A 15,192-nucleotide genomic window follows, 5' to 3' on the forward strand; every position below is an offset into this window, starting at 1 on the left:
CGACGAGTGCCTCAACGAGCACTGGTTCGAGACGCTGGCGCAGGCCCGGGTCGTGATCCAGGCCTGGGTACAGGACTACAACGAGGTGCGGCCGCATTCGAGCATCGGCCGCATGCCACCCAGGTGCTTCGCACGCCTTCAACGGCAGCAGGCTGTCGAGGAAGGTTCAGCTTCAACCGCCGCACTGGCGATACCCTTGACCCCCAGGGCTCCCTCGCAATGACTGGTACGGCGATTGGGGGCAGGTCAAGTGGGGATCACTTCTACGTTCACGCCCCCGTTGGCCTTCCATTCCGTTGCCCCAAAGACGGTCTGCCGAAGCCATAGGTCCTGCCGATTTGCCTTTGCACGATGGCCCTCTGAAAGTTTCTCGAGCACTGCGATCGCTGTGATGGCGGGCGGCGGCGCAACCCATTCATGCGGCTTCCCGTGGTACTCCTGCTGATGCTTAAAGATGGCCCCAACGATCACAGACACTGATCCGTTCGCGCCCCGACGCGCTGCACATCCCGCCTGCAATCGAAGGATCTCGCTGACCCTTGCTCCGGCCAGATAGGAGATCACGATGAAACAAGCCGCGTATAGCCGATCTATTGCTTGTGCAAGCTGCTTCGTCGAATGGAACCGCTCCACCGAACCCACCGCAGAAGAATCCTCTTCGCGAATCGCGCGAGCAGCGATGACGCGAGCACTCTTCATCTCGTATCCAGACCTCTCGGCCTTCAACATCGCGCTAGCGTAGACCTGCCGGAGCGACAAGATCCGCGCCGCCTCGACCTCCACTAGATAAATGGCCTTCGTCACAAATTCAGCGGCGATGCCGTCGGGCGTGTGTGGCCAAGGATTTCTAGGTGCACTACCTAAGCCGGCTTCTTCGAAGGCAGACGCGCCCCCGAGCGGATCCACTGCCAATCCCTCGCCATCAAGCTGATGTCGGTACCAGTAAAAGTACATCAGCGCGTGGAGATACTTCTCGACAGTTCCAGGCGAGATTTCCTTGCCCGACGCGCCCGTCCGCTGGCGAACGTGATGCAAGAAGTTCAGCGCACCTTGCCGATCAATCTCCGAGAATCTCGCATACCCCGCACTGACCATCCATTTGACTAGCGTCCTGATGTGGAAGAAAAAAGTGCTGACGCTGGATGCTTTCTGAGGCATCCCCGTCATGGGCGATCTTTCTCGTGCCAATTTGACAACTGTGCGGCATGTCTCAAGCAGCCTTGAATAAACAGGATCGGTAAATCTTCCGCCAGTCGGCATCTGAAAATCCCAGTACAGCTTCACCGGCATCTTTTCGTCGAGGACGTTGCCTGGCCTCAGAACCCATACCGGATCTCCCCATCGGCAGCCCATCAAAAACCAATCGCGCCCGGCGTCGATCCGATCCGCTGAAACCGCAGGTCCAGGGTCAGGTCTTGATGCTTCGGGAGAAGAAGACTTCATCATCGAAGGTCCGGCAACGGCGGCAGAGACGCCACCAGCTCGCGCGCCTGCAAACGCTCGGCCTGTGTGAATCTCGGCAGGATGTCACTCTCAAGCACCCGCAGGGGTGGCGCATAGATAGCCTGCCAGCGAGCGGGATGCACGGACTGCGCGGCAGCGCGTAGGTGGTCTTGGGCCTGCAGAAGTCTTGCTACCGTCCTTAGATCGCCAACGATCACCGCGTTAGGACAGGTGAAGCAACCGAGGTAACTTCCGCAGAGTTGTCCTTTGACACTGCCCGGGGCGACTCCCTCAAGCGGATCCCGACACCCGAAGCCAAACATAGAAATGGCCTCACCGTCAGGGATTAACTGTTGAACCTGTCCGCTCTCGACCTCCCTATCTCCGGCGCTGAGCTCCTTCTCAATGTGCCCAATGAAGGCCGATTGCAGGCTGGCGATTCGAGCCTGATGCAGATCATGAACCTCCGCCGAACGCACGTAGCTTGCTGTCGTCGACAGGCCGGAATGGTTTGCAATGGCACTGGTCTTCTTCAGATCTCCCGTGGCGCGATAAAAGGATGTAAGTGCGCCAACACGGATCGAAGTCGGCGCAAACCTCGGCAGCCCGTGCCGCTTGCAAAAATCTCCAATTACGTTTCGATAGCTCGTGATCGAGAGGGCGTTGATGCGCGATCCGAACTTGAAGAGGAACAGCCTATCTGCAACATCAGCCGGCGCCGCGTCTCTCAACCTCGCGGTCCATTCGACGACCTCACGGATCAACACCGGGGGCTCAAAGCTGCGGCCGCGATCAAACGCTCGGCGTTGCTCCTTACCCGCACGCTTTTTCATCCACACAACGAGTTCTCTGTCATCCAAAAGAGGCAAGGGGCGAAGGCAATCAGTGCGTAGATCAAGAATCGGCTCTGGATTGCCGGCGGTGTGAAGCAAGATGGCCAAGTAGTACGGCAGCAGGGTGTCGACCTGCGGATAGAGGTATCGCTCTAYGGTTCGCGCGCCACCGTGCTTCTGCACAGCAACCCGCATCGCATGCCTGCCCGACCTCTGCAGTTCGGACGAGTCGGGCAGGACACCACCACAGGTTCTATCGATGGACTCAAGGAACCGGCCGAGCGAACCCGGCTCTGCATCGCGACGTGCGGCCAAACCCTCTGCACGTACTTCCCGAAGCCGACGGATGTCCTTCTCACATGCTCGAAGAAGCGCCCTCAGCGCTGCCGGCGCCATAGATGGACGGCGCGTCCTATCTCGATTGCGATGCGGGAAGGGACTGAACGGGTAGTCGATAGCGCCCACAGATTCAGGGTGGCAGCGCTGGATCCACTTCACCATCGCCTTCAACGTCGAATAGTTGGACGATCTGTATCCCTTCGCCCACGGCCTTCCATCCGCCCGCAGCTGTCGATTCAACCATTCAATGTATTGGCGCAACATTGCGCTGCACAGGTCCTCGACTCCTTCGACTGCCCCTGTTTCTTTGACGAAGCGTTCAAAGCACTTGAGACGCCACCATCGGGCTATCTGAGCGCGATGAATTTCGTGCTGGTACTGGTTCCAGAAGGCCTCTGCAAATAGAAGGCGGACTCGTGGTGGCAGTTCTAAGGCGCCGATGTCGATGGTGGTCTCAAGGACGACACGAGGTGTGGCCCAGCGGCGAAGATCGGCATTCGCTGTGGCCTTCGCGGGTCTGCCCGCCAGCTTCCGATCCATGACCTTGCCGCTCATGCTAGATCGCTCGTGGGAATAAGACTTTCGATCGCTTCCATCAGCGCACAGTCGTCGACGACGATAGATCGCAAATACCGGTCTGTCGTCTCTATGCGCTCATGCCCCAGCAACACCTTGACGATGAAAAGCGGGTTGAGATCGGCGCCGTCACGCACCGCTTTCTCCAACTGAGCAAGCAACGTGCAGGCGAACGTGGCCCTCAATGCATGGCTAACCACCGCAAAATCGCAAGAACTCCCTGCGACGCGCACAGCTCGCTGATAGGTGTTCTTCAGGACCGGCGATCCACGCGGTCCGACAAATAATTCTGTGCCCGCCCCCGCGCGTCCCTTTCGTTGCCGGCGCCGAATCCAGAGATCACGATGCAGGCGAACGTAAGCCCGCGACTCCTCCAGTAGCTCCGCTGGTGCGATAACAAAGCCGGGCTTGCGTCCCTTGCGCAAAACATTGATCAGACGCCCTTCCGCATCCGTTGCCGACGAAACGACATCCGTCGTTTTGAGCCGAAGCAACTCGCTCACCCGCAAACCGGTAGCAGCCTGCCACTTCACCATCAAGTCGTAGGGCATCGGTAGGCGCCCGACAAGGCGATCCAACTGCCCGCGACTGAGGGGGCGAGGCAACGTCTCAAACTGGCGGAGCGCGAAGATGCTCGACTCAGTCGCGCGCGCTTCTTGGGAGCGCTTCGCCGAAGCGAACATCTCAGCGCTCGGCTCAGCAAGAGGACTTGCCGAAAGCCACCTTGTGCGCACAGCCCACCGATAAAACCGCAGGACGCCACGCACCCGTAGGTTGATGGTAGTGGTCTTGTAAGGGCGGCCGGTCCGCGGACTTGGCTCGCTCAGCATTCGGTTGCGGTATGCCACCAGATCGATTGCATCGGCCCCGCGCCAACAGATGGCGTTTTGCTCAAGCGTCTCAAACCAGTCGAAAAGAATCTCCGAATAGGTCCTGACCGTTTCCGGGGTGCGAGCCCGCTGAACGGCGTGCTCGTGCAGGTACTCCACAGCAGGCTCTACGAGATTCCAATCGGACGTGAAGAGCAGTGGAAAGCCGGCCGGGCGTGGTTGCCGGATCGTGACTCTTGGCAGGGCATCCAGCGCAGGCCGAACGCCTTCGGGAAGGTCTTTGAGATTCGAAAGAGTGCCCCTTCGAACGACGTGCATCACAGTCCTCCATCTTCAAGAAGCGCGACTGCATCCAAGAAATCGAGGCGCAACAGATACATCGCGAGGTCAACCGCACCGCCCCCACCAATCCGACTCCGCGTGTCGAACCACTTGCATCCCATCGCCAGGAGCTCAAATTCCCCGCAGGTTGTCCTGACGTGCCATCTGCAAGTGCGCGGGTCCTTCAAAGGGCAATACGTCGGATCGAGCTTGAAATGCGTGCAGATAGCCGGCAACACTAGATTTGCATCGAGCGAGCGAAGGCGTGTCAACGTACCTGCGTCAATGCGTCTTGCCGATTCCATGGAAAATCCCATCGAACGTACGTTGCGCCCAGGAGGGCTACTCGCCTCTAAAAGAGGCTGCTTCCAACCCCTCTGGCGAGTCTATGCAGCCAAGCTGTCCGAGCCAATCATGTTGACATCGGTCAATGCATCCTTACACCCCAGCGGCGTGGCCGAGCCCTCGCGCGCCGATGAACTGCTGACCAAGCATCTCAGCCAGGCGCTGGCCCTGGTGGATGTGCGTGTTGTCGACCATTTCGTCGTCGGTGCGAACGAGGTCGTGTCATTTGCCGAGCGGGGGCTGCTGTGACCGTCAAGACGGTGCGCAGCCTCGCCGACCTGAAACCGCTGGCCCGCGAGTTGGCCGCGGCAAGGCTGGCAGCCGAGCTCGAACGGGAGCGTGTCGCCGCGGCCATGCGCCTGGCGGAGCAGGAAAGGCGGGTCTTCGAGCTGACCGTCGGCCCGGTGACACCGCTGCGCAGCATGGACCGCTTCATCCACGACCTCGAGCAACCGCCACCCGAGCCGCGCCAGCGCGAAGCGGACGAGCGCGCGGTGCTGCTGCAGGCCCTGTCCGACGAGATCGACGTCGACACGCTGCTGGACACCGACGAGACGTTGAGCTTTCGCCGCGAAGGCATCAGCCTCGAGGCGGTGCGCAAACTGCGCCGCGGCCACTGGGCGCTGCAGGCCCAGCTCGACCTGCACGGGCTGCGCCGTGACGCGGCCCGCGAGGCCTTGGGGCTGTTCATCCACGACAGCGCGCGGCGCGGCCTGCGCTGCGTGCGCGTCGTGCATGGCAAGGGGCATGGCTCACCGGGCCGCGAGCCCGTTCTCAAGGGCCGCGTGCGGCGCTGGCTGGTGCAGAAGAACGAGGTGCTGGCCTTCGTGCAGGCGCGCGCCAGTGACGGCGGGGCGGGGGCGCTGATCGTGCTGCTCAGCGGAACGGCCTGACGCGCCGCTGACGGTGAATAACACCGGGCTGTCACGTCGCGCGGCCGACACGAGGTGCAACGCCATTGACCGACGCCGTTAGCCCGGAGTAGTCTGGGCTCAAGCCGCCATCAGCGCGACATCCGGTTTCCCAGCCCCAACGAGGAGAGCCCATGTCCCTTACCTTTTCCGATCGTGCGCCCCAGCCCAAGAGCTATCTGGGCATCGGTCTGGTTGTCGCCCTGCATCTGGCCGGGATCTACGCGTTGAGCGCCGGGCTGATCAAGTCTCCGCCCAGGGTCAAGGAAGCCACCATCCTGTTGCCACCCATCCCGGACAAGCAGCCCGAAAGGGAACCTGTGCGAGAGATCAAGAAGGCCGAACAGCCCACGCTGATCAATGTTCCCAAGCCGGACGTGTTGCCTCCACCTACATGGACAGAGGAGACACCGCATGTCGTTGTCGTCGAACAGCGGACCGGAGAACCCACGGTTTCGGCGGGCGGCTCGACAGGCACCGGCACGCCGCCAGTAACGCCCCCTGTGGTGAAACAGGACGCGGGGCTCAGAGCGGCCGGCGCCGTCTGCTCGGTCATGCCGCGCCCCGAAGTCCCCGCCGTCAACTGGAGCGGTGAAGCCGTGCTGCAAGTGGTTGCCACGGTGCGCGGCGGCCGCGTCGTCGGTAGCGATTTCCGCGTGATGCAAGGCGCCCTGGACGGCAAGACCAAGCGCTCGCTGCAACGCTCGGTGGAATCCGCCCTCTCCGGCTACCAGTGCCAGGGCGACGCGATGTTCCAGCAGGACTTCGCGTTCCGCCTCGACTAAACGTTGCGCATCCAGTCGGCCGTGCCCGCAAAGGACTCGGCCAGCCGGGCCTGCAGGGCCGGGTCCACCCCGGTCTCCTGCATGGCCTGGCCCATGCAGGCCAACCACTCATCACGCTCGGCAATGCCGATGCGAAACGGCATGTGCCGCGCCTTCAGCCGCGGGTGGCCGAAGCGGCTGATGTAGTGGTCCGGACCGCCGAGCCAGCCACACAGGAACCAGAACAGCTTGTCGCGCGCGCTGTCCAGCGAATCGCCATGCGCCGCGCGCAGCCGCGCGTAGGCCGGCTCCAGGTCCATCAGGTCGTAGAAGCGGTCGACGAGCCCGCGCACCCGCGCCTCGCCGCCTGCCCATTCGAAGGCAGTGGTGGGAGTCGATTCAGCCAAGGAGTTTGGAGGCGAGCGCCTTGATGGCCTGGGCCGCGTCGCAGCCGGGATAGTGCTCCAGCATCAGCTGGCGCTTGAGCACAGCCTGCTTGACGGCCACGTCGGCCTTGACCTCGCCGTAGAGCTCAAGCCGGAAGCTCTGACCCGGCGTCGGGCCGACGAAGCGCTGCAGCACCTGCTGCAACTGGCCACAAATCAGCTTGCCTTCGCCGACACGGTTGGCCTGGTTGACGAGCAGGCCCACATGGCGGCGGTCTTGCTGGGTGGCCAGCACCTTGATGGTGGCGTAGGCATCGGTCAGCGACGTGGGCTCGGGCGTGGCCACGACGAGGACGTCGGTGGCCAGCGAGATCGCGAACAGCACGACGTCGGAGATGCCCGCGCCGGTGTCCAGCAGCACCCAGTCGAAGCGCGGCTTGACCAGGTCGATGATGTGCAGCAGCTTGTCGCGCACTTCGGGAGTCAGGCGCGAATACTCGACCATGCCCGAGCCGGCCAGCAACACGGAGAAGCCGCCCGGCGCGGGCAGGATGGCCTGCTCCAGCGTGGCCTTTTCGGTGAAGACGTCGTGCAGCGTCAGTTTGGGGTGCAGGTTCAGCACCACGTCGAGGTTGGCCAGGCCAAGGTCGGCATCCAGCACCAGCACCTTCTGGCCGCGCGCGGCCAGGGCTGCAGCGAGATTGGCGGTGACGAAGGTCTTGCCGACGCCGCCCTTGCCGCTGGTGACGGCGAGGGTGCGCGCACCGCCGCGCGCCGGGCGCGGCGGCTGAGCAGGAGATGCGGCGGGAGCAGCAGGATCAGAGGTCGTGCTCATGCGGTGTCCTGTTGCGTTTCGAGATTCAGGGAGGCGAACAACATGCCCTTTTCTTCGGCGCTGACCAGGGAGTCGATCTGAGGTTCGAGGCAGGCGCGGTTGCGGCCCTCGGCCTTGGCGCGGTAGAGCTGGCGGTCGGCCCGCTCCGTCCAAAGCAACGGTGATGAGCGCACCCACTGTGGCGCGAAGGCGCCGCCCAGGCTGACGGTGACGCTGAGCATCTGGCCCGGGCCGACCTCGATGGCGAGCTCGGACACGCGCTCGCGCACGCGCTCAGCCACGGCCAAGCCCACATGCGAGGCGCAGTTGGGCAGGATGATGGCGAACTCCTCGCCGCCCACGCGGGCGACGAGATCCATGGGCCTCACGGTCTGCTCGACGGCGCAGGCCACGGCACGGATGACCTGGTCGCCGGCGCCATGGCCGTGGGTGTCGTTGACAGCCTTGAAGTGGTCGATGTCCAGCATCAGCAGCAGGGCCCCCTCACCCGAGCGCGCGACGCGGTCGACCTCGCGGGCCAGCGCCATCTCGAAGCTGCGGCGGTTGACGAGGCCGGTCAGCGCATCCCGGCTGGAGAGGTCGCACAGCGCATCCAGCACGGCCTGCAACCAGGCAGCACTCATCGGCGCCTCGTCTGGAAGCAATGCGCCGGCCTGCTGCAGCAATTGCAGGGCCTGATCCAGAACGAGCGCTTCGGCGTCGATCAGGTGGGTGGCGGGCAGGCGTTGTTCCAAAGGGTTGTGGCTGTGGGGGCGGATGGGTGGATTGTGGTTTCGGGGCAGTCTAGCAGCGGCGTCTGCGCGCCCAGGTCGTGAAACAGGCACGTTCCTGGAGGCTGTTTGCACTATGCTGGACCGGCCCAGGGGCCTTAAAAAGGCCCTGCGGTGCAGAATCGGCGCGCCACGCCAGAACTGCTGCGAGCACCAACAAATCTGAATTTCGACATGCCCGCACCCGACCTCGCCTCCGGCACGGACTCCCTCGACCACGAATTCAGCTTCAGCAAGGCCGACTTCGACCGTGTGCGTGAACTGATCTACAAGCACGCCGGCATCAGCCTGCATGACGGCAAACATGCGATGGTCTACAGCCGGCTGTCTCGGCGCCTGCGCGAGACCGGGCACAAGAGCTTCGGCAGCTATCTGCAGTGGCTGGAGGCCTCGACCGGCCCGTCCGGCGCCGCGGAGTGGCAGGAGTTCGTCAACTGCCTGACGACCAACCTGACCTCCTTCTTCCGCGAGGAGCATCACTTCCACGCGCTGAAGGACGACCTCAAGCCTTTTGCAAACGGTTCGGCCGGCAAGCAGGTCCGCATCTGGTGCTGCGCCGCTTCCACCGGTGAAGAGCCCTATTCCATCCTGATGACCTGCAGCGAGGCCTTAGGCGCCAGCGCCTCGGTGCAGCTCGTGTCCAGCGATATCGACACCAACGTGCTGGCCACGGCCAAGCGCGGCGTCTACAACGCCGACGCTCGCGGCCTTGACGCGACGCGGCTGAAGACCTTTTTCATGCGCGGCACCGGCGCCAACTCCGGCAAGATCCGCGTCAAGCCTGAACTGCAGCGCTGGGTCGAGTTCCGCTCGCTGAATCTGATGGACGCGCAGTGGCAGCTGGGCGACCCCTTTCACATGGTGTTCTGCCGCAACGTGATGATCTATTTCGATGCGCCCACCCAGCGCAAGGTGCTGGAGCGCATCCACCGCGTCATGCGGCCGGGAGGGCTGCTTTTCGTCGGGCATTCGGAGAACTTCACCGAAGCCCGCGACTTGTTCAAGCTGCGCGGCAAAACCATTTACGAACGGGTCTGACCATGAGCACCCCATTCGCCTCGCCACCCACGGTCGGCCTCGGCAACCCGGTCGCGGTGGCCAAGGTCAACCACCTCAAGGCCCAGCCGCGCAAGCAGGGTGAAGCCTCGTTCTTCTTCTACGACGCGCATTTCAAGAACGCTGCGGTCAAGATCCTGCCGGGCGAGTATTTCGTCGACCAGGAAGACCTGCTCGTCATGACGACGCTGGGCTCCTGCATCGCCGCCTGCCTGTGGGACCGCGTCGCCAAGGTTGGCGGCATGAACCACTTCATGCTGCCCGAGGGCAATGGCGACTCAGGCCGCTACGGGTCCTTCGCCATGGAACTGCTCATCAACGAGATGATGAAGCGCGGTGCCAGCAAGGCACGCATGGAAGCAAAGATCTTCGGCGGCGGTGCCGTCATCTCGGGCATGAACTCGCTCAACGTCGGCGAGCGCAACACCAACTTCGTCATCGACTTCCTGAAGCTCGAGCGCATCCCCATCGTGTCCAAGGACGTGATGGACGTCTACCCCCGCAAGGTCTGCTTCCTGCCGGCCAGTGGCAAGGCGATGGTGAAGCGCCTGGCACCGACGAATAACGACGCGCTGATCCAGCAGGACAGGGCAGCCATTCAAAAGGTGCAGCCGGTCGCCAGCAGCGGCGGCTCCATCGATTTGTTCTAGGAGGCCACCGATGGCCAAGACCAAAGTCGTGGTGGTGGACGACTCAGCGCTGGTGCGCTCCATCCTCACCGAGATCATCAACCGGCAGTCCGACATGGAATGCATCGGCGCGGCCGCCGACCCGCTGGTCGCGCGCGAGATGATCCGCAACCTCAACCCCGACGTCATCACGCTGGACGTCGAGATGCCGCGCATGGATGGCCTCGATTTCCTTTCGCGGCTGATGCGACTGCGRCCGATGCCAGTGGTGATGGTGTCCACGCTGACTGAGCGCGGTGCCGAGGTCACGCTGAAGGCGCTGGAACTGGGCGCCATCGACTTCGTCGCCAAACCCAAGATCGGCGTGGCCGACGGCATCCGCCAACTGGCCCAGGACATCACGGACAAAATCCGCATCGCCTCCAAGGCCCACATCCGCCGCGCGCCACCGCCGCCCGCACCGGGTGCAGCCGCGCCGGCCCCGGTCAAGGCCGTCACGATGGCCAGCCTCGGCAGGGCCTCGACCGAAAAGATCATCTTCATCGGCGCCTCCACCGGCGGCACCGAGGCGACCAAGGACGTGTTGATCAATTTGCCCGCTGACAGCCCGGCCGTCGTCATCACCCAGCACATGCCGCCCGGCTTCACCAAGAGCTATGCCGCGCGGCTGGACGGCCTGTGCAAGATCCGCGTCAAGGAAGCCCAGGACGGCGAGCGCATCCTGCCCGGCCACGGCTACATCGCACCGGGCGGCATGCATCTGAGCGTGGAGCGCAGCGGCGCGAACTACATCGCCCGCGTGCAGGACGGCGAACCCATCAACCGCCACAAGCCCTCGGTCGAGGCGCTGTTTCTGTCGGCTGCCAAGGTGGTCGGCCCGAACGCCATCGGCATCATGCTGACCGGCATGGGCGCGGATGGCGCCAGGGCCATGAAGGTCATGAAGGACGCTGGCGCCTACAACTACTGCCAGGACGAGGCCAGTTGCGTCGTCTTCGGCATGCCGCGCGAGGCCATCGCGGCCGGCGCGGCGGACGAGGTGCTGCCGCTGAACCAGATTGCGACCAAAGTGCTGGAGCGGCTGCGCGCCACTTCGGGCATCTCGCTCAACCGCGTCTGACGATTCATTTCAGGCGTTTTGCGGGCCGAGCGCCGGGCCGCTCCCTAGCCGGCCCGCCTTGGGCGATGTGCTTGTCGGCGAATCCGGCAAGCATCGCCGTCCCCTTGGGGGCTGAGGCCGGACACATTGCGCCCAGTGGGCGCGATGTGCCTGCCGAAGCGCTGCGGCCACTGGCCGCAGCGCGGTCCCGGCCAAGGTAATCCTTGGACGAGGGGCTTCAACGTTTACCAGCACTGGCGGGCGCATCGGCCTTGGCCAGCAGCATCGGACGGTGACGCGCGACGACCACGGGGTCAGCCGGGAAAACCGGCTTGAAACCGTCCAGCGACTTCGGGGCGGTCGGCACCCAGGCCGTCTGCACGGGCCGTTCGGCCTTGCCGGTCACGACGACGCGGTTGGAGCGCTCCGCGGCCGCTTCCTTCAATTCGGCATTCGAATCCGTGAACGCCCGGGCGCCGGTCGTGGCGAGCACGAGGACGACAGCAAATGAGGCAAAAGCAATCCAGCGGGGCAGTGTGATCATGGTGAAGCTCCTTCAAGTGCTGGTTATGCTATGCATCCAGAGCCTCGCCACGAAGCGCTTATTTCTTCACTGATTGGTTGGATTGGCTTACCAGATGGCCTCACTCGACCGTTTTCCCCTTCATTACCTGGCTGCCTTTCGTGCCGCGGCCCAGACCGAGAACCTGCGCGCCGCGGCCGAGAGCCTGCACCTGACTCACAGCGCGGTCAGCCAGCAGATCCGCGGCCTGGAGGCCCAGCTCGGCTTTGAGCTGTTCACTCGCCAGGGCCGGCGGCTGACGCTGAACCCGGCTGGGCAGGCGCTGCAGCGCGGCGTGACACAGGTGTTCGCTGCCTTGCAGGCGGGCCTGCTGGCGGCGGCGCAAGCGCACGGGAGCGCCGCGCAGACGCTGCGAGTGACCGCCCTGCCCTCGTTCGCGCAGCGTTGGCTGCTGCCCCGCCTGCCGCGCTGGCAAGCCCTGCAGCCCTGCATCACGCTGGACCTGCATTCATCCCAGCAGGTGGTGGACCTGGAACGCGAGGGATTTCACATCGGCCTGCGCATCGGCCGTGGCGGCTGGCCCGGGCTGATCTGTGAGCCACTCTTTCACTCGCCGCACATCGTCGTTGCCGCGCCGCTGCTCGCGCAGCGCCTGGTGGATGCAACGCCGGAACTCTTGACGCAGCAGCCGCTGATGGGCGACGCCGATTTGTGGCGACAGTGGTTTGCCGAGGTCGGCCACTCCGGCACGGTGCCAACGCCTGTGGCCACCTTCAACGACGCCGCGATGTTGGGACAGGCAGCTGAGCAAGGCATGGGCGTGGCCCTGACCCGCGAACTGTTCGCCGCCGACGCGCTGCTGGACGGGCGGCTCGTGCGGCTGTCGACTCACGCCGTCGACGATGACGCCACGCGTGACTACCAGGTCGTCTACCCCGAGGCCCTGCGCGACGACCCGGCCGTGCGCATCTTCTGCGACTGGCTGCATGCCGAGGTCGCGGCGCTGCAGCAGCGACTCAAAGAAACAGCTGCTGCAGATCGCTGAGGAAGTCGAAGCCTCGCTCGGTTGGCTGGATGCGAGCCGCATCACTGGTCAGCAAGCCACGGCCACGGGCCACCTCCAAGCCTTTCGCAATCGCCGACACAGGCAGCCCGGTGCGCTCGAGGAACTGCGTCAGCGTGACGCCTTCCTTCAGCCGCAGCGCATTCAGCATGAACTCGAAGGGCAGGTCCTTGCGCGCCACCTCGTGTTCGTTGCTGACCTTGTTCGCCTGCGCCATGAAGGCCGCCGGTTCACGCCAGCGCACCTGGCGCAGCACGCGGTTGGGGAAACTCAGCTTGCTGTGCGCGCCAGCGCCGATGCCGAGATAGTCGCCGAACTGCCAGTAGTTCAGGTTGTGCAGGCAGCGGTGGCCCTCGCGGGCATAGGCCGAGACCTCGTAACGCGACAGCCCCGTGGCGCCGGTACGCGCCGTGATCAGGTCCAGCATGTCGCTGGCCAGGTCGGGGTCAGGCAGATGCTCCGGCGTGCGCGTCGCGAACACCGTGTTGGGTTCGATGGTCAGGTGGTAGATGGACAGGTGCGGTGGCTTGAAGCTCAGCGCAGCGTCCAGCTCACGCGACAGGTCGTCCAGCGACTGCCCGGGCAACGCATACATCAGGTCGAGGTTGAAGGTCTCGAACGCCGCAGCCGCCTCGGTGAGCGCCTCGCGTGCCTGGCTCGCGCTGTGCACGCGGCCGAGCGTCTTCAGCTGCGCGTCATCGAAGCTCTGTACGCCCACCGACAGCCGCGTGACGCCAGCCTGGCGAAAGCCCTTGAAGCGCTCGCGCTCGAAGGTGCCGGGGTTGGCCTCCAGCGTGATCTCGCAGCCCGGCTCCAGCGGCAGGCGTGCACGGATATCCGAGATGAGCTGCGCGATCTGCTCGGGGTTGAACAGGCTGGGCGTGCCGCCGCCGACGAAGATGCTGATGACAGGCCGGCCCCAGATCAGCGGCAACGCCGCTTCGAGGTCGGCTCGCAGCGCGGCGAGATAGGCCTCGGCCGTGTCGACCGCCAACGCGCCATCCTTGACCTCATGCGAGTTGAAGTCGCAGTAGGGGCATTTGCGCAAGCACCAGGGCAGATGAACGTAGAGGGCAAGCGGGGGCAGCGCGGGCAACTGCAGCGTACCCGGCCGCATCAGATGGACGATCTCAGCCAAGCCGCCAGACCTCGCGGAACTGCTGGATCAGGTGCACGGCCGCCAGTGCCCGATGGCTGTGCTGGTTCTTGACCGCAGCGCCCAGGCTGGCCACGGTCTGGCCGAGCTCGGGAATGTGCATCAGCGGGTCGTAGCCAAAGCCGCCCTCGCCGCTCGGCGCCTTCAGGATCTCGCCGCTCCAGCGGCCCATGGCGATCAGTGGCTCGGGGTCGTCGGCGCCGCGCACCGCCACCAGGGCGCAGACAAAGCGCGCCCGGCGATCCTCGATGCCGGCCATCTCGCGCAGCAACCGTTCATTGTTGGCTGCGTCGCTTTTCTCGCCGCCGGTGTCCAGCGCGTAACGTGCCGAACGCACGCCGGGCGCGCCGCCGAGAGCGTCAACACTCAAGCCTGAATCGTCGGCCAGCGCTGGCAGGCCGCTGAGCTTGGCGGCGTGGCGGGCTTTGGTCAGCGCGTTCTCGGCAAAGGTTTCAAAGGGCTCCTCGGCCTCCGGGATGCCCAGGCTGCCCTGATTCACCAGTTCGATACCGAGCGGCGCGAACAACGCCTGCAGCTCGACGAGCTTCTTGGCGTTGTTGGAGGCAAGAACCAGCTTCACTTCAGCGCGGCTTGTTGGGCCTCGATCAGCTCGCGGATGCCCTTGTCGGCCAGGTCGAGCAGCGCATTCATCTCGTCACGCGTGAACACCACGCCCTCGGCCGTGCCCTGCAGCTCGACAAAGCCACCCGAGCCCGTCATGACGACGTTCATGTCGGTGTCGCAGGCCACGTCCTCGATGTATTCAAGGTCCAGCAGCGGCACGCCGTCGACGATGCCGACCGAGATGGCGGCCACCGTGTCCTTGATCGGCGAGCGCGACAGCTTGCTGTCGGCCAGCAGCCTGTTGACGGCGTCCTGGGCCGCGACGAAGGCGCCGGTGATGGCCGCCGTGCGCGTGCCGCCGTCGGCCTGCAGCACGTCGCAGTCCAGCGTGATCGTGCGCTCGCCGAGGGCGCTCAGGTCAAACACCGCGCGCAGCGAGCGGCCGATCAGGCGCTGGATCTCCTGCGTGCGGCCACTCTGCTTGCCGCGCGCGGCCTCGCGGTCGCCACGGGTGTGCGTGGCGCGCGGCAGCATGCCGTATTCGGCCGTCACCCAGCCCTCGCCCGAGCCGCGCTTGTGCGGCGGCACGCGCTCCTCGACGGAAGCCGTGCACAACACGCGGGTGCCACCGAACTCGATCAGCACCGAGCCCTCGGCATGCACGGTGAAACCGCGGGTGATGCGCACCGGTCGCAATTGATTGGCGGCGCGGCCTGCGCTGCGCGTGAAGGTCTTGGTCATGAGAAAAG

17 protein-coding genes and 1 pseudogene are annotated in these 15,192 nt (G+C 64.5%); 8 read left to right on the forward strand and 10 right to left on the reverse strand.

Going from position 1 to position 15,192, the window contains the following annotated elements:
• On the forward strand, positions 1-223 hold a 223-nt coding region (locus ACXJKM_RS24465), incomplete at its 5' end, for an integrase core domain-containing protein (protein WP_457353896.1).
• A 23-nt stretch (positions 224-246) separates the two neighbouring features.
• Here the strand turns inward: ACXJKM_RS24465 and ACXJKM_RS24470 are convergent.
• Genes ACXJKM_RS24470 through ACXJKM_RS24480 form a run of 3 tightly spaced genes read right to left on the reverse strand, consistent with a single transcriptional unit; the run spans position 247 to position 4,339 of the window.
• Entirely contained in the window at positions 247-1,446 is a 1,200-nt protein-coding gene (locus tag ACXJKM_RS24470) for a hypothetical protein (protein WP_457355856.1), read from the reverse strand.
• Positions 1,443-3,170, reverse strand: a complete 1,728-nt coding sequence (locus ACXJKM_RS24475; protein WP_457355857.1) for a hypothetical protein — start codon at positions 3,168-3,170, stop codon at positions 1,443-1,445. The genes ACXJKM_RS24470 and ACXJKM_RS24475 overlap by 4 nt, the downstream gene beginning before the upstream one ends.
• Positions 3,167-4,339, reverse strand: a complete 1,173-nt coding sequence (locus tag ACXJKM_RS24480; protein ID WP_457355858.1) for a tyrosine-type recombinase/integrase — start codon at positions 4,337-4,339, stop codon at positions 3,167-3,169. Before ACXJKM_RS24480 ends, ACXJKM_RS24475 begins: the two co-directional genes overlap by 4 nt.
• A gap of 435 nt (positions 4,340-4,774) precedes the next feature.
• Between ACXJKM_RS24480 and ACXJKM_RS24485 the strand changes: the two are divergent.
• From ACXJKM_RS24485 to ACXJKM_RS24495, 3 genes and pseudogenes are all read left to right on the forward strand, one after another.
• A pseudogene (locus ACXJKM_RS24485) lies at positions 4,775-4,936 on the forward strand (JAB domain-containing protein); the annotation flags it as partial.
• Positions 4,933-5,580 (forward strand): Smr/MutS family protein, encoded by a 648-nt coding sequence (locus ACXJKM_RS24490; protein WP_457355859.1) that lies wholly within the window; start codon positions 4,933-4,935, stop codon positions 5,578-5,580. The pseudogene ACXJKM_RS24485 and the gene ACXJKM_RS24490, both read left to right, overlap by 4 nt.
• A 152-nt stretch (positions 5,581-5,732) precedes the next feature.
• Positions 5,733-6,383: a hypothetical protein gene (locus ACXJKM_RS24495; RefSeq protein WP_457355860.1), complete on the forward strand. Its 651-nt coding sequence runs from the start codon at positions 5,733-5,735 to the stop codon at positions 6,381-6,383.
• Here ACXJKM_RS24495 and ACXJKM_RS24500 read toward each other — a convergent pair.
• Genes ACXJKM_RS24500 through ACXJKM_RS24510 form a run of 3 tightly spaced genes read right to left on the reverse strand, consistent with a single transcriptional unit; the run spans position 6,380 to position 8,317 of the window.
• Complete coding sequence (locus ACXJKM_RS24500; RefSeq protein WP_157281372.1) at positions 6,380-6,769, reverse strand: group II truncated hemoglobin; 390 nt, start codon at positions 6,767-6,769, stop codon at positions 6,380-6,382. The genes ACXJKM_RS24495 and ACXJKM_RS24500 overlap by 4 nt on opposite strands.
• On the reverse strand, positions 6,762-7,583 hold the full coding sequence (locus ACXJKM_RS24505; RefSeq protein WP_056195368.1) for a MinD/ParA family protein: 822 nt from the start codon (positions 7,581-7,583) through the stop codon (positions 6,762-6,764). The genes ACXJKM_RS24500 and ACXJKM_RS24505 overlap by 8 nt, the downstream gene beginning before the upstream one ends.
• On the reverse strand, positions 7,580-8,317 hold the full coding sequence (locus tag ACXJKM_RS24510; protein ID WP_056195365.1) for a GGDEF domain-containing protein: 738 nt from the start codon (positions 8,315-8,317) through the stop codon (positions 7,580-7,582). The genes ACXJKM_RS24505 and ACXJKM_RS24510 overlap by 4 nt, the downstream gene beginning before the upstream one ends.
• A 210-nt stretch (positions 8,318-8,527) precedes the next feature.
• Between ACXJKM_RS24510 and ACXJKM_RS24515 the strand changes: the two genes are divergently transcribed.
• From ACXJKM_RS24515 to ACXJKM_RS24525, 3 genes are read left to right on the forward strand one after another with little or no spacing between them, the layout of a single operon-like run.
• On the forward strand, positions 8,528-9,391 hold the full coding sequence (locus ACXJKM_RS24515) for a CheR family methyltransferase (protein ID WP_056195362.1): 864 nt from the start codon (positions 8,528-8,530) through the stop codon (positions 9,389-9,391).
• Positions 9,392-9,393: 2 nt separating this feature from the next.
• On the forward strand, positions 9,394-10,059 hold the full coding sequence (gene cheD / locus ACXJKM_RS24520; protein ID WP_056195359.1) for a chemoreceptor glutamine deamidase CheD: 666 nt from the start codon (positions 9,394-9,396) through the stop codon (positions 10,057-10,059).
• 10 nt (positions 10,060-10,069) lie between these two features.
• Positions 10,070-11,158: a protein-glutamate methylesterase/protein-glutamine glutaminase gene (locus ACXJKM_RS24525; RefSeq protein WP_056195356.1), complete on the forward strand. Its 1,089-nt coding sequence runs from the start codon at positions 10,070-10,072 to the stop codon at positions 11,156-11,158.
• A 217-nt stretch (positions 11,159-11,375) separates the two neighbouring features.
• Here the strand turns inward: ACXJKM_RS24525 and ACXJKM_RS24530 are convergent, their stop codons facing one another.
• Positions 11,376-11,681 carry a hypothetical protein gene (locus ACXJKM_RS24530; RefSeq protein ID WP_457355861.1) on the reverse strand — a complete coding sequence of 102 codons (306 nt, stop codon included), beginning with the start codon at positions 11,679-11,681 and terminating at the stop codon, positions 11,376-11,378.
• A gap of 94 nt (positions 11,682-11,775) precedes the next feature.
• On the opposite strand from ACXJKM_RS24530, the gene ACXJKM_RS24535 reads away from it, so the two are divergent.
• Complete coding sequence (locus tag ACXJKM_RS24535) at positions 11,776-12,705, forward strand: LysR substrate-binding domain-containing protein (RefSeq protein WP_056195351.1); 930 nt, start codon at positions 11,776-11,778, stop codon at positions 12,703-12,705.
• Here the strand turns inward: ACXJKM_RS24535 and hemW are convergent.
• The 3 genes from hemW to rph are packed head-to-tail and all read right to left on the reverse strand — an operon-like array spanning position 12,677 to position 15,184.
• Complete coding sequence (gene hemW, locus ACXJKM_RS24540; RefSeq protein WP_457355967.1) at positions 12,677-13,840, reverse strand: radical SAM family heme chaperone HemW; 1,164 nt, start codon at positions 13,838-13,840, stop codon at positions 12,677-12,679. The genes ACXJKM_RS24535 and hemW overlap by 29 nt on opposite strands.
• A gap of 13 nt (positions 13,841-13,853) precedes the next feature.
• Entirely contained in the window at positions 13,854-14,459 is a 606-nt protein-coding gene (gene rdgB / locus ACXJKM_RS24545; RefSeq protein WP_457355862.1) for an RdgB/HAM1 family non-canonical purine NTP pyrophosphatase, read from the reverse strand.
• The gene (rph, locus tag ACXJKM_RS24550; protein WP_056195344.1) at positions 14,456-15,184 is read right to left on the reverse strand and encodes a ribonuclease PH; all 729 of its coding nucleotides are present in this window, start codon (positions 15,182-15,184) and stop codon (positions 14,456-14,458) included. The genes rdgB and rph overlap by 4 nt, the downstream gene beginning before the upstream one ends.
• Positions 15,185-15,192: the final 8 nt, after the last annotated feature.

Source organism: Roseateles sp. P5_D6, assembly GCF_054049415.1.